Annotated in this window: 20 protein-coding genes; 3 read left to right on the top strand and 17 right to left on the bottom strand. The window is 41.0% G+C overall.

Going from position 1 to position 22,811, the window contains the following annotated elements:
- Positions 1 to 310: 310 nt before the first annotated feature.
- Positions 311 to 1,099: an alpha/beta fold hydrolase gene (locus CUU64_RS01955; protein ID WP_257985367.1), complete on the top strand. Its 789-nt coding sequence runs from the start codon at positions 311 to 313 to the stop codon at positions 1,097 to 1,099.
- A 92-nt stretch (positions 1,100 to 1,191) separates the two neighbouring features.
- Positions 1,192 to 1,995, top strand: a complete 804-nt coding sequence (locus CUU64_RS01950) for an alpha/beta fold hydrolase (RefSeq protein WP_101631605.1) — start codon at positions 1,192 to 1,194, stop codon at positions 1,993 to 1,995.
- 331 nt (positions 1,996 to 2,326) lie between these two features.
- Here the strand turns inward: CUU64_RS01950 and CUU64_RS01945 are convergent, their stop codons facing one another.
- The 9 genes from CUU64_RS01945 to CUU64_RS01900 all read right to left on the bottom strand — a co-directional run bounded on the left by CUU64_RS01945 (position 2,327) and on the right by CUU64_RS01900 (position 14,130).
- Entirely contained in the window at positions 2,327 to 3,082 is a 756-nt protein-coding gene (locus tag CUU64_RS01945; RefSeq protein WP_101631604.1) for an SDR family oxidoreductase, read from the bottom strand.
- A 225-nt stretch (positions 3,083 to 3,307) separates the two neighbouring features.
- The gene (locus tag CUU64_RS01940; protein ID WP_101631603.1) at positions 3,308 to 4,492 is read right to left on the bottom strand and encodes a thiolase family protein; all 1,185 of its coding nucleotides are present in this window, start codon (positions 4,490 to 4,492) and stop codon (positions 3,308 to 3,310) included.
- Positions 4,493 to 4,543: 51 nt separating this feature from the next.
- The gene (locus CUU64_RS01935) at positions 4,544 to 5,752 is read right to left on the bottom strand and encodes an acyl-CoA dehydrogenase family protein (protein ID WP_101631602.1); all 1,209 of its coding nucleotides are present in this window, start codon (positions 5,750 to 5,752) and stop codon (positions 4,544 to 4,546) included.
- A gap of 1,182 nt (positions 5,753 to 6,934) precedes the next feature.
- Positions 6,935 to 7,993, bottom strand: coding sequence for a phosphotransferase family protein (locus CUU64_RS01930; protein ID WP_101631601.1), 1,059 nt, complete (start codon positions 7,991 to 7,993; stop codon positions 6,935 to 6,937).
- Between the two features lie 861 nt (positions 7,994 to 8,854).
- A complete protein-coding gene (locus CUU64_RS01920; RefSeq protein WP_101631599.1) occupies positions 8,855 to 9,604 on the bottom strand; it encodes an SDR family NAD(P)-dependent oxidoreductase in 750 nt (249 codons plus the stop codon).
- Between the two features lie 67 nt (positions 9,605 to 9,671).
- Entirely contained in the window at positions 9,672 to 10,418 is a 747-nt protein-coding gene (locus tag CUU64_RS01915) for an SDR family NAD(P)-dependent oxidoreductase (protein WP_180954428.1), read from the bottom strand.
- 22 nt (positions 10,419 to 10,440) lie between these two features.
- Entirely contained in the window at positions 10,441 to 12,078 is a 1,638-nt protein-coding gene (locus CUU64_RS01910) for an AMP-binding protein (protein WP_101631597.1), read from the bottom strand.
- Positions 12,079 to 12,111: 33 nt separating this feature from the next.
- Positions 12,112 to 12,909, bottom strand: coding sequence for a 1,4-dihydroxy-2-naphthoyl-CoA synthase (menB, locus tag CUU64_RS01905; RefSeq protein ID WP_101631596.1), 798 nt, complete (start codon positions 12,907 to 12,909; stop codon positions 12,112 to 12,114).
- Between the two features lie 66 nt (positions 12,910 to 12,975).
- Complete coding sequence (locus CUU64_RS01900; RefSeq protein WP_101631595.1) at positions 12,976 to 14,130, bottom strand: acyl-CoA dehydrogenase family protein; 1,155 nt, start codon at positions 14,128 to 14,130, stop codon at positions 12,976 to 12,978.
- A gap of 241 nt (positions 14,131 to 14,371) precedes the next feature.
- On the opposite strand from CUU64_RS01900, the gene CUU64_RS01895 reads away from it, so the two are divergent.
- Positions 14,372 to 14,944, top strand: a complete 573-nt coding sequence (locus CUU64_RS01895; RefSeq protein WP_101631594.1) for a hypothetical protein — start codon at positions 14,372 to 14,374, stop codon at positions 14,942 to 14,944.
- Positions 14,945 to 15,093: 149 nt separating this feature from the next.
- Here the strand turns inward: CUU64_RS01895 and CUU64_RS01890 are convergent, their stop codons facing one another.
- From CUU64_RS01890 to CUU64_RS01855, 8 genes are all read right to left on the bottom strand, one after another.
- Complete coding sequence (locus CUU64_RS01890) at positions 15,094 to 15,204, bottom strand: helix-turn-helix domain-containing protein (RefSeq protein WP_257985403.1); 111 nt, start codon at positions 15,202 to 15,204, stop codon at positions 15,094 to 15,096.
- A 9-nt stretch (positions 15,205 to 15,213) separates the two neighbouring features.
- Positions 15,214 to 16,431, bottom strand: coding sequence for a sigma-54 interaction domain-containing protein (locus CUU64_RS01885; RefSeq protein ID WP_101631593.1), 1,218 nt, complete (start codon positions 16,429 to 16,431; stop codon positions 15,214 to 15,216).
- 12 nt (positions 16,432 to 16,443) lie between these two features.
- The gene (locus CUU64_RS01880; protein ID WP_101631592.1) at positions 16,444 to 16,860 is read right to left on the bottom strand and encodes a hotdog family protein; all 417 of its coding nucleotides are present in this window, start codon (positions 16,858 to 16,860) and stop codon (positions 16,444 to 16,446) included.
- A 358-nt stretch (positions 16,861 to 17,218) separates the two neighbouring features.
- Positions 17,219 to 18,691, bottom strand: a complete 1,473-nt coding sequence (locus tag CUU64_RS01875; RefSeq protein WP_101631591.1) for an aldehyde dehydrogenase family protein — start codon at positions 18,689 to 18,691, stop codon at positions 17,219 to 17,221.
- An 18-nt stretch (positions 18,692 to 18,709) separates the two neighbouring features.
- On the bottom strand, positions 18,710 to 19,804 hold the full coding sequence (locus tag CUU64_RS01870) for an NAD(P)-dependent alcohol dehydrogenase (RefSeq protein ID WP_101631875.1): 1,095 nt from the start codon (positions 19,802 to 19,804) through the stop codon (positions 18,710 to 18,712).
- Positions 19,805 to 19,966: 162 nt separating this feature from the next.
- Positions 19,967 to 20,527 (bottom strand): UbiX family flavin prenyltransferase, encoded by a 561-nt coding sequence (locus CUU64_RS01865; RefSeq protein ID WP_101631590.1) that lies wholly within the window; start codon positions 20,525 to 20,527, stop codon positions 19,967 to 19,969.
- A 33-nt stretch (positions 20,528 to 20,560) separates the two neighbouring features.
- Entirely contained in the window at positions 20,561 to 21,952 is a 1,392-nt protein-coding gene (locus CUU64_RS01860) for a UbiD family decarboxylase (RefSeq protein ID WP_101631589.1), read from the bottom strand.
- Between the two features lie 11 nt (positions 21,953 to 21,963).
- Positions 21,964 to 22,794: a R2-like ligand-binding oxidase gene (locus CUU64_RS01855; RefSeq protein ID WP_101631588.1), complete on the bottom strand. Its 831-nt coding sequence runs from the start codon at positions 22,792 to 22,794 to the stop codon at positions 21,964 to 21,966.
- Positions 22,795 to 22,811: the final 17 nt, after the last annotated feature.

Raw genomic sequence — 22,811 nt, 5'->3', positions numbered from 1 at the left:
TTTGAGAGAGTAGAAATTTAATCATGGCTTCTATTAGAAAAATAGTCCTGATTACTTTATGAATCAGTTTTTTTGACTGATTCGTTTTTTTATCATTTTCCAGATATACATTTCCCTTCCTATTTCATTTTTCCTCTTTTTTCAACAATATTTTTATAAGGAAAAATTTTCTAAACGCTTTTCAGTTTTTTAATATATGTAATTTACATTTATAGGTTTTTTTCCATTTTAGCCTGAATATATATGGAACAATAAATGGATTTTACACTCAGGCCATATATGGAAAAGACATCTTAAGGGGGATTCTACTGTGAAAATAATAGATATAAGTCAAAACGGTATGCCGTATTTACGTGTTGGCAACAGTGGTGAAACATTGGTATTTATTCATGGGCTTGGTGAAATCAAGGAGGGTTGGTCTAGACAATTTGAGTTAGCTGATCAATATCACCTTTTGATTCCCGATTTGCGGGGACATGGCGAAAATGATACTCAGGAAGGTATTACGATCCAGAATTTCGCCAAGGATATTGTTTCCCTGCTTGATGAACTCAATATTGAAAGCGCTAACATATGTGGGATGTCAATGGGCGGCATTGTTGCACAGGAAATATACCGGCAAGCCCCGGAAAGATGTCTATCGTTGGTTCTGGTGAGCACATTCCATTATGCCCCCCTTCATTTTGGAAAAGTGATTTACCACATTCGAAAGGCACGAACACAACTATTTTCACCAACACAACAAAAAGTACTGGCAGCGAAAACATGTCTTTACTCCTGGCAACGGGATGGGGAAGAGTTTTATAAATATTACAAACCCAAAAAAATTGGATACGTCCAATCTTTGGAGGCATGCCTTTCTGTGGATAATCGTGATTTATTGGCCCGAATAAAGGTACCGACTCTGGTTATTGGCTGTCTATATGACTCGATCATTCCGGTTTGGGTACAGATTTTTATGCACAAAGAGATTCCAGACTCCAATTTAGTGATCTTCAAAAATTCAGGGCACATAGCAAAATTGGAGGTAACTGAAAAATTCAATCAGGCATTACGGCATTTCTTGCACATAAACCGTATAGGGGAAAAAACAGGATAAACAATGAAAATTTATATATTGTAAATTTTGCAAATATTTGGTTTTTACCTTATCATTGACATATAAATCCATTTGAGAAGAGAGGTTTCTTTATGCCTTTTGCAAACCATGACGATGTAAGCCTTTACTATGAAGTTCACGGAGAAGGCGATCCTTTATTGATGATTATGGGACTTGGCTACAACTCTTTATCATGGCACCGAACCCTTCCAGCCTTATCTAAGCACTTTCAGGTAATTGTTTTTGACAATCGTGGTGTAGGTAAGAGCAGTAAACCAGAGAAGACCTACTCCATTGAAATGATGGCCGATGATGCCAAGGCGGTATTAGACGCTGCATCTATTGATAAAGCCCACGTTTATGGCATCTCTATGGGCGGGATGATAGCGCAAAGGCTGGCCATTAATCATCCGGATCGAGTGCGCTCCCTTGTACTGGGGTGTACCACTGCCGGTGGGCCAACTCACGTCCAGCCATCTCCGCAAATTATGGCAACAATGGTGGCACGTGCCGCCCTAACAGGAACTCCAGAAGAAAATGCCTGGGCTGCAGCACCGATTGTATATAGCCAATCGTTTATTGACAGGCACCGCGACATGATTCAAGAAGATATAGAACAGCGTATCCAAATCGTAACTCCGCCACATGCCTATTTATCCCAGCTTCAAGCTTGCGGCGCCCATAATACATCTGAAGAACTTGATAAAATAAAGGTCCCGACATTGGTCATCCATGGTAACGCAGATGAGCTGGTTCCGTATGATAATGGCAAAATGCTGGCTGAACGTATAAAAGGGGCAGAATTTCATACCATTTCTGGTGCGGGTCACATTTTTTTCACTGAAGCGGTCGAGGAGTCAAATGATAGAGTGCTCCAGTTTTTGACTAGTCATTGATTTTTAAGGAATCTTTGCAAGCTTATCTTTTCCTAGAAAGCCCTTATTAGCTTACGTTTGTGCTTAGTTATTCCTGAAGAGTAAAATGAGGATTTTGTAACCTGAGGAAAAAACAAGTGACAGCTGCTGACTCATTGGCTCTATTCGTATAGTCTTCAACTTAATAAGAAGCGATTATTGTGATTTCTGAAAGCTCAGTAACTAGGAGCTGTAATCTTTTGACGATTACAGCTCCCTTTATTGTGTAATCTAGCTTTATCAGTTTTTGTCTGATTCGAAATTGTCTTAAATTTGTCCCCTTGCGAAGCAATCACTGACTGATGTTATTTCATTACTTTTGATTCTTTGTCTGCATCGGTCTTACTATTACTTCATTTACATTTACATGGTCTGGTTGAGTCATAGCATATACAACAGCCTCTGCAATATCCTTTGCCTCAAGGGTTTGCATTCCTTCTGCTCTATTCTGGAACATGTTCAGGACGTCTGGATCAGTAATATGGTGAGCTAGTTCTGTGCTTACAGCTCCTGGTGAAATATTCGTTACGCGAATCCCTGCTTTTGCTAATTCTTTTTCCATTCCTATTGAAAGAGCACGCACTGCATATTTTGTAGCACTATATACAGTACTGGAAGGAAAGACCTCATGACCTGCCACAGAAGAAACATTAATAATTTGACCATGGCCTTGTGCCACCATTGATGGTAATACAGCATGAATGCCGAACAGAACGCCTTTAATATTAACATCTACCATTCTTTCCCACTGATCTACTTGATCATTTTTTAAGAAAGATAATAACATTACTCCTGCATTGTTAATGAGTACATCTACTTTACCAAATTCAGCCTTACTCTTTTCAATAAGATTTTCAACAGATGATTTAACCGTAACATCAGTTTCAACTACTAGTGCTTTTTGGCCTGTTTCCTGTTCAATAACGGACGCCAAGTCTTGAAGCTTTTCAATACGGCGGGCTGCTATGACCACTTTGGCCTCTTGCTTAGCCGCTTCCAAAGCAATTGCTTCTCCAATCCCACTGCTTGCTCCAGTTATTACTACAACCTTTTCTTTCAATTGAAACATTGAACTTTCCTCCTTTAAAAAATATATTGGTGCTTAACAAAGACAGTTTAGCATAAAGATTCTTATCACTTTCATAGGAAAAGATTCATTTACTTATAATTTAATCTGCCTGTCCAATCAAACAATTAAAATATGCAAAAACTTCATGCAATTGCAGATCTACTGATAATATTTGCAGTAAAAACACTCGTTCACCGAATTGAACGAGTGTATAACCATGTTTTTTTATGCCTTTTCTAGTATCACCGATATCCCTTGTCCGCCCCCAATACATAATGTGGCTAAGCCGTAATTGGCCTGACGCTCTCTTAATTCCAGCGCTAAAGAATATATAACCCTGGTTCCGCTTGCGCCTACAGGATGGCCTAGGGCGATGGCCCCGCCATTTACATTTACCTTTTCAGGATTAAGATTTAATTCTTGTATAACAGCCAAGGACTGGGCTGCAAAAGCTTCGTTTAGTTCAATCAAATCAATATCATCCCATGAAAGGCCTGCGCGTGAAAGGGCCATCTTGCTTGCCGGTACCGGGCCGATGCCCATTACATTTGGATCCACACCCGCGATCCCCCATGATTTAATTTTGGCAAGTGGTGTAATATTCGGATTTTTGCTTAGGTACTGTTCAGAGGCTAACACAACCGCAGCAGCGCCGTCATTGATCCCGCTGGCATTGCCAGCAGTAACCGTTCCTTCCGCTTTAAAAGCTGGTTTTAAACCGGAAAGCTTCTCGACATTTGTATCAGGCCTTATGTGTTCATCTTCTGTAATCGTAAGTTCGTTTTTCTTCCCGGCATTGAGCGTTACGGGGATGATTTCCTTTTCGAATCTTCCTGACTCCCGGGCGGCTGCAGCTTTTTGTTGTGAGCGGTAAGCAAACTCATCTTGCTTGGCCCTCGAAATATCATACCGATCTGCAAGATTTTCCGCAGTAATTCCCATCCCGCAACCAATATATTCATCGGATAACGTCGCCCAAAGCATGTCATCCATTTGGGGAGATTTTAAACCTGTCCCAAATCGCGTATTTCGCAGCACATGTGGAGACTGGCTCATGTTTTCCGTTCCGCCGGCCAAGGCCGTCTGTGCTTCTCCCAGACGAATGGTTTGTGCGGCAGAAACGACAGCCTGGAGCCCAGAGCCGCACAGCCGATTTAAGGTTAATGCGGGCGATTCTTGCGGCAATCCTGCTTTAAGTGAAATATGTCTCGCAATATACGATGCCGCTTTTGTTGTATGAATCACATTTCCAAAAAATGCGTGTTCAATGTCACTGGCATCGATCTTGCTCCTTTTAATTGCTTCCTTACTTGCAGTGACTCCCATTTCTATATCTGTTACAGATTTAAGCGATCCTCCAAAGCTTCCAAATGGAGTCCGTGCTCCTTCTATTAAATATACTTCTTCCATTTTATCCTCCTATATTGCCTATTATTTTTTATAGAATACTAAGAGAAGAAATCACTTCTGATAGTTTTTTAATTCCAGGCGCCCGATATCACGAAGATGGACCTGATCGGGCCCATCAACGAGCCTTAATGTACGTGCGTTTGCCCAATGTGCAGCAAGTGGGAAATCCTCCGAAACGCCTGCAGCACCAAATACCTGAATTGCGCGGTCAATAACACTGATCGATACCCTTGGGGCAACAATTTTGATCATCGCTATTTCTTTTCTGGCAGCCTTTGCGCCTTCCTGATCCATTTTGTGTGCAGCATGAAGCGTCAACAGTCTTGCCTGTTCAATTTCAATCCTGGACTCAGCAATGATTTCTTTAATCACTCCCTTGTCAGCAAGTGCTGATCCAAATGCCACCCTATCACCGGCACGGTTACAGAGAAGCTCCAAAGCCCGTTCAGCAGCCCCGATAGCGCGCATGCAGTGATGAATCCTTCCAGGGCCTAACCTGGACTGGGCAATTTCAAAGCCTTTGCCCTCTGCGTATATTAGATTCGATACCGGAACACGTACATTGTTATAATGTATTTCCCCGTGTCCGTGCGGTGCATGGTCATACCCAAAAACAGGCAAATGCCTCTTAATTTCCACACCTGGCGTATTTAATGGAACGAGGACCATGGATTGCTGTTCATGCCTCGGGCCCTTGGGATCCGTTTTACCCATTACAATCGCAATTTCGCATCTAGGATCAATGGCGCCCGTACTCCACCATTTGCGGGCATTGATCACATATTCATTTCCCTCGCGGATAATGCTTCCCTGGATATTGGTGGCATCCGAGGAAGCAACATTTGGTTCGGTCATGGAAAAACATGACCTGATCTCACCATTTAATAAAGGCTTAAGCCACCGCTCCTTCTGCTCCTCGGTTCCGTATTTCATTAATACTTCCATATTTCCTGTATCCGGCGCATTACAGTTAAACAGTTCAGGGGCAAGGAGGGATCTGCCCATAATTTCGCATAGATGGGCATATTCATAGTTTGTAAGGCCCGGGCCATAATTTGTGTCATGAGCAAAGAGATTCCAAAGCCCTTGCTCTTTTGCTTTTTCTTTTAATTCCTCGATAATAGGAGGAATCTGCCAGCGGCTCTCCGCTCTATTTAACTGTTCTTCAAAGAGCTGTTCATTTGGGTAAACATATTCAACCATGAACACTTCTAGCTTACTTTTTAATTCTTTAGTTTTTTCTGATAATTCAAGCAACATTATTACCACTCCCTATTTCCTTAAAGAATTTTAGAAGATTCCAAATGCATTCCGGGGAAGCCTTTAAAACATTTCAAAATTTTCCAGAAGTATAATTTGCTATGTAGCTAAAACAATAACTTTTGTTCCCTAGGGATAACTGATTGGAAGGAATGTGTGGCCATTTCCAATGAACTATAGCTTTAGATATTAAAGAGCTTAAAGGCATTAAGGTGACTGTTGGTGAGGTTTCCTTTGCACCATTCGCATTATGTAAGCTTACTTCTGGAAATGAACCCCTTATCACATTCCAGGTATGCTGATAAAATGGGAGCGCAGCCATAGGCGATTTTTTACAAAATCATAAGTGATGCTCATAAAATAATAGGCCTGTAAACATCAGGATGAAAATAGCTGAAGCAATGAAGAGAAAATCATTGGTGCTGCAGGGGATTCTTAATATAGTCCTCGTTTTGTTACCCGCTTATGTCGACGGATGTCCCCCCGGTGTAAATGTTATCGAGCAGCTGCCCATCAGCCCAGTAACATAAAACAACGGAACGCAATTAGTGTTTTTATAAAAGCATCGGTCAGAAAAGTGGTCTGGTAATTTTGTAAAATATGAATTACCCCAATATTGCTTAATTCCGCACCACTTGGTCATCAAGTTGTACTAAAAATGTAAAAATATAAGCAGGGTCCTCTTCGTTAACCGGTTCGTTTTTAAGAAGTGGCCTGTGAGTTAATAAATCGTGAATAACAGTTGTTGTTTTGATAAATCCATAATGTAGAAGATATTAGTCTCGAGGTAAAATATCTTGATGTGTTTTTTGCTATGTCATTGAAGGTGGATTATAGCTGTTTTGGCAAAAGATAACTGCAGGTTTAGAAATGCCCCATAATATATAATCCGTTTCATCCATTGTCAATATTATACAAGAATTTTGTAGTCCTGCAGCAAGGGTAGAGGCTTCTTGGCAAGTTGTTGGTATGCTTTAATGATATCATCGCAATGCGTGCCTTATTGCCCCGACATCGTGTCACCGTTTTCGAAAACAACTCCCATCGTTTTCGGCCGGTCTGCATAAACTTTTGATACCTGCCCTTCCGAACAATTCTCTTCTTTCAAACTCCATGATGTCCCTCCCTAATTATTGCATACGTTTTCAAAAGATGGAATAGCGACTGAAGTACTAAATCAAGTTATATGATTTCCTTTTGCATAGCCTGGTAGGATAATGTCATTAGGTTTTCGACTCCCATACCTAGTTCTTTAAATCTCTCATCTGTAAGCTCACCCTTTTTCCAGCGAAAATAAATCTGCTGTAGGATGGCGGCTACCTTATAAAATGCGAAAGTCAGATAATAATCAATAGAAGTAACATCACAGCCTGTATTTTGACAATAACGCTCAATAAATTCCCTACGTGATATGAAACCTGGTAAATGGGTAATAGAATTTACACCTGTAAAGGGTTCATGCGCCCCCTTCCAATAAGCAAGTGAAGAGCCCAAATCTGTTAATGGGTCCCCAATGGTTGACAACTCCCAATCGAATACTCCAGTTATTTTTCCTGGGTCCTGCGTGTCAAACATCAGATTATTAAGCTTAAAGTCGTTGTGAACTACAGAGATAACAGGATTTTGAGGAGGCAGATTTTTAGTTAAAAACGATTCTATTTCTTTGGTTACGGGTATATCATCTGTTTTAGAACGTTGGTAACGGGATATCCAACCTTCCACCTGGCGTTTTAAATAACCTTCAGGCCTTCCGAAATCCTTCAATCCGTTATCGCTGCAATCGACTTGATGAAGTAGTGATAAAGTATCAACCACTGCATAGGAAATGCTTTTTCCGGATGAAGTTGATGGAGAAAATTGTTTAGGGAGCTTATCATCCAATACAACGCCAGCCTTATTCTCCATTACATAAAAAGGCCTTTCCATTATGTCTGTGTCCTTTGATAATATGTAGGGCTGAGGTGCCAGGGGAAATACCGCATTCATTCTCTTTAAAACGGAATACTCCCTTTCCATATCATGAGCCTTAGCTGGAATTTCTCCAATAGGGGGCCGTCTTAACACGCCCTTCCAATCGCCAATAGATATGGCAAATGTCAAATTTGAATAACCTGCCGAAAATGGCTTGACTTCCATTTGATCTGTAACATGGTTGAGGTTCAATTCCGATTTAATTAATTGTTCCACCTTTGGCCAATTAATGACGTGTTCATAAGGATAAATCACTTGTGTTGATGACATTCCTTCACCTCACATAAAAAATTAGGGCAAGCTGGTATTTACATATCCATTTCAAACCAATTGTGGTTATTGAAACTTAATTGATTTCAACTAAAGTTCTAGTTTTACGACAAAAGTGAGGATTTTGAAATGAAATTGAGATTTCCGCAAAAGCTTTACGCAGTGTTTCTCCTTCTCAATACCCACTTCAGTTGATAAAATAAACCACATGATTAAATATATGGCAAATTTGCCAGCTTGATGTAAGAAAAGGTTGAATTCTAATAAAGAGTGTCAATTGTACTTGAAGAGAAGGCACAAAAAAAGAGTAGGCGATTCCTACTCAGGAGAATTTCTATTTATTATTGTTTAGTTCAACCCACACTTAAATGTCTGTAAGCAAGGATAGAAACGATCGACTTAGTTACCAGGTAAAGGTGCTGGTTTAAATTTTTTACTTGTTCAGGTGTTTGGGACATAAAGTACTGTAATTGGGATTCTTGGTATGTAATGCAACTATTGAGAAAATCTAAATGTTTTTCCTTATCAGCCACATTACTATTTTTCACGACATAAAATTGTTCTCTAAGTTCAGCTATCTTGTTCCTGTACTTATTCTCGCTGTTTTGAATAAACGCTAACTGTTGCTCAAAAGAATTTTTTAGACTAATAAGTAAATCCAACCTATTGAGTGTGATTATTAATCAGCCCCTTTCCCTTATAGATATTAATACATTCCGTTTAAGGGAACTGGATGTTTTTGTTAATATTTTGTTAATAAAGGTTTCAGCCGTCATGCACTACAAGACAATTGGTCCGTAATCTAGTTTTATAAACCTCAATTAACAACTTACGAAACAAGTAACTTTTCCTACAATTTTATTATCCTAGCATACTATGCCCGCCATTGACTGAGATTACTTGCCCCGTTATCCAATCAGACCAGGAAGACAATAAAAAAAGAATAATTCCAGTTACATCATCTACCTTTCCAAGCCGCTTTAACGGGTATTGCTTCACTAATCTTCCCATTGTTATGGCATCATAATTTTGACCTTGATCAATGAGGCCCAGAGAGACGGTGTTGCACTGTATGTTCTTCCTGCCAACGTCCTGGGATAATGATTTTAAAAAACTGATCGATCCACTTCTCGCTGCACCCGAAATGATTAAATTCCGATCACCAGTACGTGCGGAATCTCCAACAATATTGATAAATTTCCCACGATTCTTTTCAAACATGTCCGGAACAAAGGTATGCGCTAAATGAATCACTCCGTAAAGACATACTTCTACCTCCCGCTTCCATTCCCCCGGCTGATAGTTAAAGAACGGTTTATATTGGGCCCAACCTGCATTATTGACCACATGATCGATACTTCCCAGCTCTGTCTCAATCGTTTTTTTCATCATTTGAACATCTTCGATTGACACCAGGTCGCCTTTCACTAATGCCACTTTCACACCATAACCTTGAATTTGCTTTGCTGTTTCAATTGCAGCTTGCTCGGAGTTGTTATAATGAAGGGCAATGTTTGCACCTTCGCTGGCTGCAGCTAGTGCTAATCCCCGGCCAACTCTTTTCGCGGCCCCGGTTATGAGTATGTTGGTTCCTTCTAAGTTTAGCTTCATTTTTTCGCCTCCTAATCTTTTCAATAAGAATAGCCAGTACAGCTATCCGTACTGGCCTGCTTGTTACTTACACCATAGTCAAACCGCCGCTTACAGAGAGGGTCTGGCCTGTTACATATTCCGCCTCATCTGACACAAAATATGCAACCGCGCCGGCAATGTCTTTCGGTTGGGCCAATCGGCGGAATGGGATTGCTTTTTCCAGGGCTCCTGCAAGTCCCTCATTATATGAGCCAATTTCTTTAAATAACGGTGTATCGCTGGGACCTGGCGCGACACAATTGATATTAAGCTTATACCTGGCCATCTCTCTTGCCAGCGTTTTGGTAAGCGCAATAACTCCACCCTTGGCAGCGGAATATACTGCCTCGCCGCTAGAACCGACCCTGCCTGCATCAGAGGCAATATTCACGATTTTTCCATAGCCATTCTCTATCATGATCGGTAAAATTTTTTTACACGTGTGAATATGACCGAGCAGATTAATATCCACGATTTTCTTCCATGTGTCCGGCTCACTTTTAAGAAAGGGCTCTACCTTATCCCAGCCGGCATTATTAATTAATACATCTATTTTTTTATAAGCATTCAATGATTCTTCCACAGCTGATTTGACACTTTCCAAATCCGTCACATCACAAAATACCGATTTGGCTTCGTAGCCTTCCTCTTTAATGGAAGAAACTGTTTCATTCGCATTTTCAATATTGATATCCGCCACAACGACTTTCATCAATCGGGAAGCAAGTGTTCTAGCAATCTCCCTGCCTATGCCGCTTCCTGCTCCAGTTACAAAAGCTATACGTTGATCCATCACGAACCCCTCCATATTCTATTTAAACTTTATCGGACATTATCTCGTTTATGATTGCCCGCAGACGGTACTTCTTGATTTTGCCGCTTGGTGTCCTTGGGAATTCATCGATTATTTCAATATGCTCCGGCCAATATTGTTTTGCCATACCTTTTTCTTCCAAAAAGACTGACATTGTCTGCATTGTTAGCGGGTCCTTGCCAGGTTTCATACTAATGAAGGCACAGGCCTTTTCTTGTAGGCGGGTATCCGGCATGGCAACGATCTGGACTGTTGAAACATCCGGATGTTCATACAATACGTTTTCGACATAAGCGACAGGGATATTTTCTCCGCCGCGAATGATAATATCTTTATTGCGTCCGGTAATTCTGATATATCCATCTTCGTCCATGATTGCCCGGTCCCCGGTAATAAACCAGCCATCATCAAACTCAGACTTTGTCATCTCCATCCTTTTTAAATAACCCACAAACAAAGCAGGGCCTTTGCATAGCAAACTCCCTTCCTCGTTTGGAGGAAGTGTGTTGCCGAGCGCATCCACCACTTTAAGTTCCATTCCCGGGAATGGTGCCCCATCTGTACTTGTAAGTTTTTCTTCTGTATCATCCATCTTTGTAAATGTAACCATTCCATTTTCCGTTTGACCCCAACCGGAAAGAATGGTACTTGGCAATTTTAATGCTGCCTGCTTTACGAGGGTACGCGGAATCGGGGCACCTACAGCAATAAAGATGCGCAGTGAGCTTAAATCAAACTCTTCAATGCCCTCCACTTGAATTGTATCCTGCAGAAATGGTGTAGCCCCGGCTGTAAGCGTAATATTCTCTTTCTCGACCAGTTCAATAAACTCATTTGCATTCCAAATATCCTGATATACAGCCGTCCCCCCGTAAATCACCGGCAATCGAACCCCGTACAGGAATCCTGTTTGATGGGCAAATGTGGATGCCATAAAAATGGTATCGTTAGGCGTTAACTTTAAGTGGTCAATCCAATAGGTTGAAGAAATGGTAACTGTATTATGAGTATGCATGACACCTTTTGGTTCACCGGTCGTTCCGGAAGTGAAAATGATTTCTGTCAGTTCATTTGGCTCATGGGTAATCCCGTCAAGAATTGACGGATCTCTTTTTTCTTCCCATGGTTCTTCAAGGAGTGTAGAAAAAGATTTCATTCCAGCGGGCACTTCTTTTCCAACTACAAAAACATGTTCCATCGCCGGCCATTCCGGCAAGAGCCTGCTTACCATTTCGGGGTAATTGAATCCACGGAATTCATCAGGGATGACAATCATCTTAGATTCAGCCATGCTGACCATGAAGCCAATCTCCCTGTCCCGATAGATTGGAATCAACGGATTGCTGATAGCTCCTATTCTTGTTGCAGCAAAATGCAAGATCACGAATTCATTCCAGTTAGGGAGCTGAAATGAAATAACATCTCCCTTTTTTAAGCCTAATTCAAGAAGACCCAAGGCCACTCTGTCTACCAGCTTGCCAAGCTCGCTATACGTATACCGGCTCTTTTTATCAATGATGGCCGTTTTGTCCGGATAATTTTTGATTGCTGCGCGTAAATAGTCCAGAATCGTTTTGTTTGGCCACTCGTTCTCGTACTTTTTGATATACTCTTCTGTCAAGATCGTTTCGAAATTCACCAGCTTCTACCTCCTTAAAATGGGTACAGCCATTTATGCCCTGAATTTCTTGAAGTCGACCGGCCGTTTTTCAATAAAAGCGTTTCTTCCTTCTGCCGATTCCTCCGTCTTATAAAACATTGCCAGGCTTCCCATAGAAAGCTGAGAAATTCCTTCAATGTTTGCCGAATCGGCATTAAAAGAATATTTCAGCATGCGAATGGCAGTAGGACTCTTCTCAAGGATTTTTTCCGCCCACTCTTTTGCTGTATCCATCAATTCCTCCTGCGGAACGATTTTATTGACAAGACCCATCTCTTTCGCTTCTTGTGCTGAGTATTTTTCACATAAATACCAGATTTCCCTAGCTTTCTTTTCCCCTACAATTCTGGAAAGATAGGCAGACCCAAATCCGGCATCATAGCTCCCCACTTTTGGTCCGGTTTGTCCAAAGATGGCATTTTCAGATGCAATGGTCAAATCACAGATCACATGAAGAACATGTCCGCCCCCAATCGCATATCCGTTCACCGCTGCTATAACGGGCTTCGGAATAGCACGAATAACATGATGAAGCGCTTCCACTTCTAACCCGATGCCATTTCCTAATCCACCGCTGGAACCATACCCACTATCCCCTTTTTCCTTTTGATCTCCGCCTGTACAAAAAGCCTTTTCACCAGTTCCTGTGAGGATTACAACGCCAATTCTATTATCATCCCACGCATCACGGAAACACGATATTAAATCTCTTACTGTCTGTGCCCGAAAAGCATTATAAACTTCTGGACGGTTAATCGTAATAATTGCCATTCCGTTTTCCTTTTTATAAAGAACATCTGTCAATTCCATCCTTTAGTTCCTCCTATCTTAATGAAAAAAATATATATCTCTTAAAATGTATTAACTCCTCCATACTTAATAGGAACGAAAATCTTTCCCAATAATTTCTTTTGCGATGACAATTTGATTAGCCTGGGCTGTGCCATCACCAATTTCCAAACCAATGACATCACGCAGCCTTTGTTCAATCGGCATTTCTTTTGTATAGGCGTAATGGCCGTTTAACAGCATACATTCATGGATCGCTTCCTGGCTCAGCTTAGGACCCAGCCATTTCACTGATGCGGCCTCTTTTGTATGCTTCTTGCCCTGGTCCCTAAGCCACAGTCCTCGATAGGCCTGCCACTTGATTAGTTCCAATTGGGTATAATGGGTAACAATCGGGAATGACACACCCTGGAATTTCGCAAGCGGCTGCCCGAAAGCATGTCTTGATTTCACATGTGCTATAGTCTCATCCAAACTCTGAAAAGCAGCTCCGACACACTGCAATCCAATTAGCAGCCGGCTAAGATCAAAGCCGTTCATCACCTGGGCAAACCCTTTATTTTCAAGCCCGATGATATTGCCTTCTGGAATTTCCACTCCATTTAGATAAATCGAGCCCCTGCCGATTGGAACATTTCCCATGTCGTCGTAACCTTTACACTCCACGCCGGGAAGGTCGGAAGGAACGACAAAAGCACTAATGCCACGGCTTCCCGCTTCCCGGTCGGTTTTGGCAAAAACGATAAATGCATCTGCTATTGTAGCAGCACTAATGCCTGACTTTTCTCCGTTTAAAATATAATGGTTTCCCTTATGTACAGCGGTCGACCGGATTCCGGCTGCATCAGTTCCAGCTGCGGGTTCCGTTATGGCGATCCCCATAATTTTATCCCCGCTAGCAATTCCAGGAAGCCATGTTTTTTTCAATTCCTCAGTAGCATGGTTTGCAAGAATCTCAGATACGAGCGCATTTAGCATCACGGCATACGTCAAGTTAAAATCTCCGCGGCCTATTTCTTCGGCTGCAATTCCAGCCGTCACACATTCTGCACCACTCCCCCCATACTCTTCGGGAACCCGTAGTCCATTCACACCAAGTTCTCCAAGCTTTTTCCATAAATGTCTGGGATGCTTTTGCTCCCTGTCCCACTTTGTATAAAGTGGAAGAAGCTCATGTAATGAGAATTCTTTTATCATAGTTCGAAAAGATTCTTGTTCTGCATCGAAAGAAAAATTTAACACCGGTAGCGATCCCTCCTTGTTATAGATAAAATGCAAGATGTGTGCCAAATGGAAACTGTCTATGTATATGGGTGACAACCTTTTTTTTTCGCAAAAATGATATTTCTTTCGCAAATTTGCAAAGCATCAGTGCGAAAAAGCTATTCAATTTATTACCAAGTGTGTAAAATCCGTTTTCAGAAATCATCAACGGGTAGTAAGACAATAAACGTAAATTTAATAAAAGAAGGAGTGATTAATTATGAAGACATATAAGCTTAAAAAAATTGTGGCAGGAATAGCTATGGCAACTTTCATCGGCTCATCAGTTCCTGCTTATGCAGGAGCGCAGGTGGAATCATATCAGGAAGAAGGGAATTATTATTCCTACCACCAGCCTTGGCACGAATATAAACATATCGACAATCAAAATGATTATATGTACAACAATCGTGACGTTTTAAATCAGCTAGAACAAGGTGAACAACTTGGGTCTTTGACTGTTGCATCTGTTGAAAAAGGAGAAACAACTACCACGGTTACATTCACAGATGATATCAAAGTAAATGGATTCTATCACCCTGAAACTGGACAATTTTTCTTGAAACGTAAAGATCTTAGTGAATCAATTGATGGATATAGTACAAATGCGGATGCAGTAGTGGTAAAAAACCAAGCTGAGGTAAGCCGAGCTCTGGAAGGTCATTCCCTTTTCGATAGAATATCTGGTACTTTATCAAACATTCAAATGGAGTCATCAGGAAACGATTTAACGCTAAACGCGGACTTAAATAACGTCGAACCATTGAACTGGAAAGACATAGACAATTTATAAAAAGAGGTCTATTAACAGTCAGATTTCTGACTGTTTTTTATTGAGGGCCATTTCAATCAAGGCTGCCTTTTTTGGCAGCCGCACTGTCACATTATCATTAGGCATATATTATTTCTATACAAATTTATTAATTTGAACTAGCCCTAACCTTAGGTTAGCTTATACTTAGCAATTTTCCGGTAGAGGCTTGCTAAATGGATACCAAGTTTTCTGGCAGCGAGTGTACGGTTGCCATTTGATTCCCTTAAAGCCCTCTGAATCGCAGCAATTTACGCCTTACATACTTCCTCCTCTAAACTGGAAAAGGTACTTTCTTGTTTTATGGCTTGAATATCTGCTTCTACGTATGTTGTATTTAAATACATACTTTCCAATGAAAGGGAATGGCCTTCTACCATATTCATCCCTCGTTCAATAAATGATTTTAATTCGCGGACATTCCCTGGCCAATCTTGATTATAAATCCATGTTTTCAGTCCTGGATCTATCTGTTCTACATTTTTTTGAAAAACATCATTGAAATGATCAATGAAATAATAAGCAAGTGGCAGGATGTCATCCCTGCGTTGTCTTAAGGAAGGAATTTTCAGTTCAAATACAAATAAACGGTAAAACAAATCCTGGCGGAACCTTCCTTCTTGCACAAGAATTTTCAAGTCGCGGTTTGTCGCAGCAATTATTCGGATATCAACTACTTTGCTCCCTGTTCCCCCGAGCCGTTCTACCTCCCTTTCCTGAATCACACGCAATAGCTTTCCCTGTGCTTGATAGGGGAGTTCAGAAATTTCATCCAAAAAAAGAGTCCCATTCTGTGCTAATTCGATTTTACCTGGCTTTCCTTCCCTTTTTGCCCCGCTGAATGCGCCTGATTCATATCCAAAAAGCTCTGATTCAAATAACTCGTCAGGTATTGCAGCACAATTAACCGCAATAAATGGGTGGTTTTTTCTGCTGCTTAGCCCGTGTATGGCCTGAGCAAACAGTTCTTTCCCTGTACCGCTATCACCCGTTAGAAGAACTGTTGAGTTGCTCGTAGCGATTCTCGCAGCCAATTCCTTTATATGATGGATTACCTGGCTTTCGCCAATAATTTCTTCAAAGCTGTAACGTGATGTATTCTGGGACTTTTTCTTTACTCTTAGAGGGCTCAATGTATTTATAAAGGACATCATATCTTGACGATCGACTTCATCTTGTCTTAAAATCACTCGAAATAATAGAAGGCTAGATTGTCGAGATACTCGAATTAAGCAGGAAAAGCCATTAATCAGCCCGGACATGACTGGTTTTGATTCATAATCCTTGGATAAGTTTATGGGAGAAATGCCCTGGATGATTTGTACGATGGAGGTACCAGTCAACTCAGACGACTTTACATCAAAGTGACGGCAAAAATCAGCACTAGCTTCCTTTATCGTTCCATTTTCTTTAACTACAATGTAACCCCAATCTTCCAATTGTTTTTGCACACTTTTAACATTCTCCATTTACATCACCCATCAACATTGATTTGTAAAAATCAAAATCACGACTTGTCCTTTAACTACTTCATTCCCTGCCTGATTGTAACAAGTCACTTTCTGGGTTACCCAGTTCCTCGATAAATTAATATCAATCACCTCCAGTTCCGCTGTGATTTCATCACCAACATGAACTGGATGATAAAAAACCAATTCCTTTTGCACCAATATACAAGCACTACCAGGCAGCTTTTCGCTAATCACCTGTGTAATTAATCCTTCTGTTAATAAACCAGGTACAAGCGGTTTTTTATAAAAAGCCTTCCATACATCTTCATCTGGCTGATAAACTGAACTAAAATCTCTTGTTAATTCATTACATAGGCTGACATCTTTTTCTGTAAAGGTTCGTTGAATCCTTGCAATTTGTCCTGTGAAAATTTCATTGATTACCATTTTCCGCTCTCCTTTTTTAGAAGAATTAAATGTTTATATTTTAAATCTACTGTATAAAGCTACGTGATAATCTTTCCTACTTGCATCCTTATTGGATGAAAATGACATATCCTTTTAAGCAATATGTTGAGGGGAATCTCTTTGTTTTAAGTAATGAGATAACTGATTTCCCTATACATGGCATAAATCCTCCGGTGTTAATCATGTTCTTTGAACCCAATCAATATGCGGTGTGGATTCATTAAAGTTCGCAAGATTATTTGCGTAAGGCTGGATTCATTTCGTACATACTTTTTTTCTGCCTACCTATTTCATAAATAAAAAGAGGAAACATACTAATGTTCCCTCCAAATAAAAGTTATGAGAATGGGTATTGTCTCGGTTGTGTTTGAACGGATATCCATTTAACAGTTGTAAATTCTTCAAATGCCCATTCACCACAGTAACGGCCGAGCCCTGATGCTTTTTCACCACCAAATGGGATATTCGTTTCCACGTTAACTGTTTGATCATTGACATGGATCATTCCAGTCTTAATTTGTTTGGCGACTTGAATTCCCCGCTCAATCGAACCGGAAAAAACAGCACCACTTAAACCAAATGGAGAATCATTTGCTACCCTTATAGCTTCTTCCTCACCATCTACTGGAATCACACAGGCAACGGGTGCGAAGATTTCATTTTGGGCAATGGTCATATCATTCTTGACATCCACCAAAACGAATGGCTCCATAAGATTTCCGTTCACATTTCCTTTCTTTACAACCCTGGCTCCCTCTTCCTTACTTTTCTCAATAATGCTTAGCGCACGTTCTACCTGCTTTCTATTAATCATAGGACCAATAATTGTATCGCTATTCCGTGGGTCACCTACTTTAACCTGAGCCGTCTTCTCCAGGAATTTTTGAACGAAAGGCTCGTATAATTTTCGATCGATGATTATCCGGTTGATTGCTATACAAATTTGGCCTGAATGCATATATTTTCCAAAGGTTGCAGCTGAAACTGCCTGATCTAAATCGGCGTCATCCAGAACGATAAATGCATTGTTTCCTCCAAGTTCCAGTGCCGGTTTTTTTACATGTTTTACTGCCAAAGAGCCAACATGTCGCCCTGCAGCCGTTGAACCAGTAAATGAAATCACGCTTGGCACAGGATGTTCCACGAAATAATCGCCAATTTCCTCCAGATCGGCAACTGTAACATGAATTAATCCATTAGGAAGTCCCGCTTCTTCAAAGATTTTAGCAATGATTAATCCACCTGAAATAGGGGTTTGGAAATCGGGCTTTATAACAATGGCATTACCAGTTGCAATGGCTGGCGCCACAACACGCATCGTCAAATGAAAAGGCCAATTCCACGGGGTGATAGCCCCGACAACTCCGACAGGCTCTCGATAAATCCTGTTCTCTTTTCCCGGTATCCCGGACGGACGAATATCTGCACCCATCATCATTGGAAATGTCGAGGCTAACTTTAAGTCGCCAACAACACAATCCACTTCAACAGCCGCTTTTAATTGAGAGCTTCCAGTTTCTTCCACAAGAAGCTGGATTAACTCTTCTTTTCTGTCTTGTACAATCTGAGCCGCTTTTTCCAGGATGGCAATCCTTTCATAAGGATTTGAATTAGACCAGCTTTTTTGGGCCTCTTCAGCCGCCTGGTAGGCTTCGTGGATATCTTCTTTACTCGCATACTTTAATTCTGTTATAACCTCATCATTAAACGGGTTAGTAACCGTGCAATACTTTACACTGGAACCTTCTCTCCATTTTCCGCCTACCATTAATTTGTTCCATTCTGCATACTTATTAGTTTTTACAGTCATTTCTATACCTCCCTAAATTTAACCAATCTTAATTACTGGTTTAATTGTAATCCCTGCTTCTGAGTCTTCACTGGCCTGATTTATTTCTTCCAACCTATAGAATTTTATTAATTTATCAAATGGAAATTGCCCTTGTTGATAGAGCTTTATTAATTTAGGAATATACAACTGGGGTACGCCAGAACCCATTAATACACCAGTGACTGACCTTTCAAATAAGATCGTATTTACATCCAAATTTACTTCAGTGCCTAAAGGCGGGGCACCGATCACTACAGCTTTTCCAAGAGTAGCAAGGCAATCCACGGCTTGGCGAAGTACTTCTGGTCGGCTAGTTGTTTCAATGGAATATTCAACACCGCCACCGGTTATTCTTTGAATTTCATCAAGTGTATTAGTTTCTTTTGGGTTTATTGTATGAGTAGCGCCAAGTTCCTTGGCAAGTTCTAAGCGGTTATTTTGGAGGTCTACAGCAATGATTGTTGTACAACTGGCCACTTTTGCAGCCATTAGAGCACTTAAGCCTACGGAACCACAACCAAAAATGACGATGCTAGAGCCGGCCCTAGGTTGCAGCTTATTTAAAACTGCCCCACTGCCTGTTTGAATTCCACACCCAAGGGGCCCTAATAATTCTAGAGGTACATCCTTATCAACCTTTACCACATTTCTCTCAGAAACTACGGAATAACACGCGAAACTAGACTGGCCAAAGAAATTGGACAATTCCTCTCCATTTTTATGTAATCTGCTAGTTCCGTCCTCCATCTTACCTGTGAAATTAAGAGTGAAAAACTGAGTACAACCATATGGATTCCCACTCCGGCAATTATTGCATTCTCCACATGAACTGTAGGATAAAACCACATGGTCGCCAGGCTGTACTGAATGAACTCCTTGCCCCACCTTTTCAACAATTCCAGAACCTTCGTGTCCTAACACCGCAGGAAGGGGCACTGGATAGTATTGGTCCCTAACAATCAAATCAGTATGGCATATTCCTGATGCAATAATCCTGACAAGAACTTCTCCCGCTTTTGGGTCATCAATTGTTATTTCCTCGATTTTAAAGGGTTCTCCCTTACCGTGTGTAATTGCTGCTGACGTTTTTATCATAATTAATTAAATCACCTACCTTCTTTTTTTGAAAGCGTTTACAGGTATATTTTATCTATTTTCTTTACACTAAAATTTTAAAATCTTACAATCTGATTTTTAAATTTTTATTATTCGAATTTTGGTAATAATAACGGGACAAAGTTGTTGGTTTTTAAGTTAAATACCTACCCATCTATTAAACAAATTTGCTTCAATATCAAACTGATCCAAAGCTTTTTGAACGCTTTGATCAATGATTTCATTAATCGTTTTGGGAAGATGATAAAAAGACGGGACAGGCGGGAGGATGACCCCGCCAAATTGTGTAACACTTGTCATATGATTGAGATGGCCCAGATGAAGAGGAGTCTCCCTAACCATTAATACTAATTTTCTACGTTCTTTTAGACATACATCTGCCGTTCTGGTAAGCAAATCAACATTATAGCTATTCGCGATTCCCGAAAGAGTCTTTATTGAACAGGGTGCAATAACCATACCATCTACTTTAAAGGAACCACTGGATACAGCAGCACCTAGATTTTTATTATCATAGACTTTTGAAGCCAACTGGACTACATCGTTTATGTCATAGTCTGTTTCATATTCAATGGTAGTTCTTGCTGTGTCACTTAGGATAAGATGGCTTTCTGCACCTGCTGTCTTTAATGCTTCTAGTATCCGTATCCCGTAGATTGCCCCGCTTGCCCCGGAAATTCCTACTACAATTTTCTTCATCCATATCCCCCGTCTCCATCTGGAAGTAGCGAACTACCATTTCTTTTCCATATGTTGGTCCAGTAATCCCGAAGAATTTTTATTTAAAAAGTCATGAATGTTCAATTCTTCATAACCCGGTATATGGATTCGTTTATATCTCATTGGTTCACTTTTTAATGGGACCGTACAATCAAAGCCCATTTTTGAACCAAATCCATTGTCAGTGGAAGGGTCCAATTTTGATCCCTGTGTACCGTTAATCACTACTAAATCTGTTTCTGCTTGGAAGCGTGTGGCAATCGCCCATTCTACTTCTTCCATATTAAAAATATCTACTTCTTCATCGACCACGACCACATGCTTTATATCAAAGCTATTTGCCAAAGCAGCAATGATCGCATTTTTACCCTCCCCTTCGTTCCGCTTCTTGATCGAAATGATGGCATGATACCTACACGTTCCTCCCGGGCTCATGTGGACAGCCTTTACTGAAGGAACAGTTTGACGAACGGTTTGAATAAGGCTTGCCTCCCTCGGTATACCGCCTAAAAGCAAGTGTTCATATCCAGCAGGAACAATCGTATAAAAAATAGGATTATTTCTGTGCGTGATACCGGTTATCTGAACTACTTCCTTGTCATCCCTTGGTCCATAATATTTTGGAAATTCTCCAAAAGGCCCTTCCGGTTCTCGAACTTTAGGCAATATCTTCCCTTCGAGCACAATTTCTGCATAGGCTGGGACATCGATATCTACTGTTTCACATCTGACAACTTCGAGAGGTTCTTTTAGGAGTGCACTCGCAATCTCAAGCTCATCAACACCAAAAGGAGTACTCGCTTGAGATGCAAGAAGTGTAACTGGATCGACCCCGATTGCAATTGCACATTCGAGCGGTCGCCCTGCTTCCTCAGCTTGCTTGAATAAATGATAAGTGTGGCGCGGCAACAGCAGGACACCAAGTCTGTCTTTCCCGGATACTTGAAGACGGTGTATCGACACATTTTGTTTCCTCGTTAGCGGATCGCGAACGATAAAAAGCCCTGCAGTAATGTACTTGCCTGAATCCTTTTCGTGGTGTACCGGAATTGGAAACGAATTTAAATCAATATCATTCAGGATGATATTTTCCTTAACCGGAGCCTCCTCTATCTCTATATGGCGGCATGCCACCGGAGAAGAGACAGCCTTGGAAAACATTGAAAGAATATCATACTGGTCGGTTTCAAGTGCCTCGGCAAATTGTTCACGGGTGGAACAAATACCAGACACGACAGGAATATCATAGTCCTCAACCTTCGTAAAATATGTTGCCTTTATACCATCCAGCTTCTTTGTTAATGCAGCAACTTCAAATTGCAGACTGACTTCTTTATCAATTACTGCAAATCTATCGGTTTTTTGAAGGTACTCAAGCCAGGTGCGGAGTGACTTTGCTCTCATCATGTGACCTCCTAATTTTTGACCAGATTGCCAAAGATATCTTTTAATCGTCTATCGAATAATTTCGTTAACCGCTCACGGCCGCGCACTTCTGGCGGTGTGGAAACCTCCCGGCCATCAACGATCACTTGCTGGTCATAACGGATAAGGATAAACGGCAAATATTCGTCATAAATAGCACGGATTCTCTCTGCATGCTTTGGATTTCTTGCCAAAAGCTTTAGCATTCGAAGTCCGAATCCAACATGCCTTCCTTCATCCTCTTTAATCCTTGCGAAGCCTTCAGCAAGTCCCGGGAACAAACCTTTGCTCCCGTAAACAGCTTCAAAAACATCATAACCAGACATAGCCTGAACACCCTCGATGATTCCCTGATAATGGGTCAATCCTTCGACAAGGGCTGCCTCCCGCTCTTCCGGCCCTGCCTCTAAGGCATCAAGCATCTGTCTCGCTCGATCGTCCAGCTTTTGCTGAACCAGGTTTTTCACACCAGAAATTCGCTCGCGGCCCAATACCTCGCTAAAATAGCGCATAAAAAACTCAGTATGCTTAAATTCCTCCAGTAATTGAGTGCTTAGGAATGCCTGTTCTTCTGTGGTGGAACCTAGCATAATCCAAGGACAAAATTTTAATGCCACATTTTCTTCCGCATCCAGAAATCCTGTACAAAAATGAATAAGATAGTCCTTTAAGTCCTGATCAAGCGATTCAAAATCTTTTTTATCCTGAGTTAAGTCAATTGCAGCAGGATCCCAAGTTCCAAACTTGATCGCCTTGCGGTATAAATTCCATGCTACCTCACTTGTACTTTTATCAAGACCCGGAATCAATTCTTCACTCATGCAACAATACCTCCGTT

Origin of the sequence: Bacillus sp. V5-8f, assembly GCF_002863565.1 — a bacterium.
In the GTDB taxonomy this organism is placed as follows: Bacteria; Bacillota; Bacilli; order Bacillales; family DSM-1321; genus Peribacillus.
This window is presented reverse-complemented; position numbering and strand designations above follow the sequence as displayed.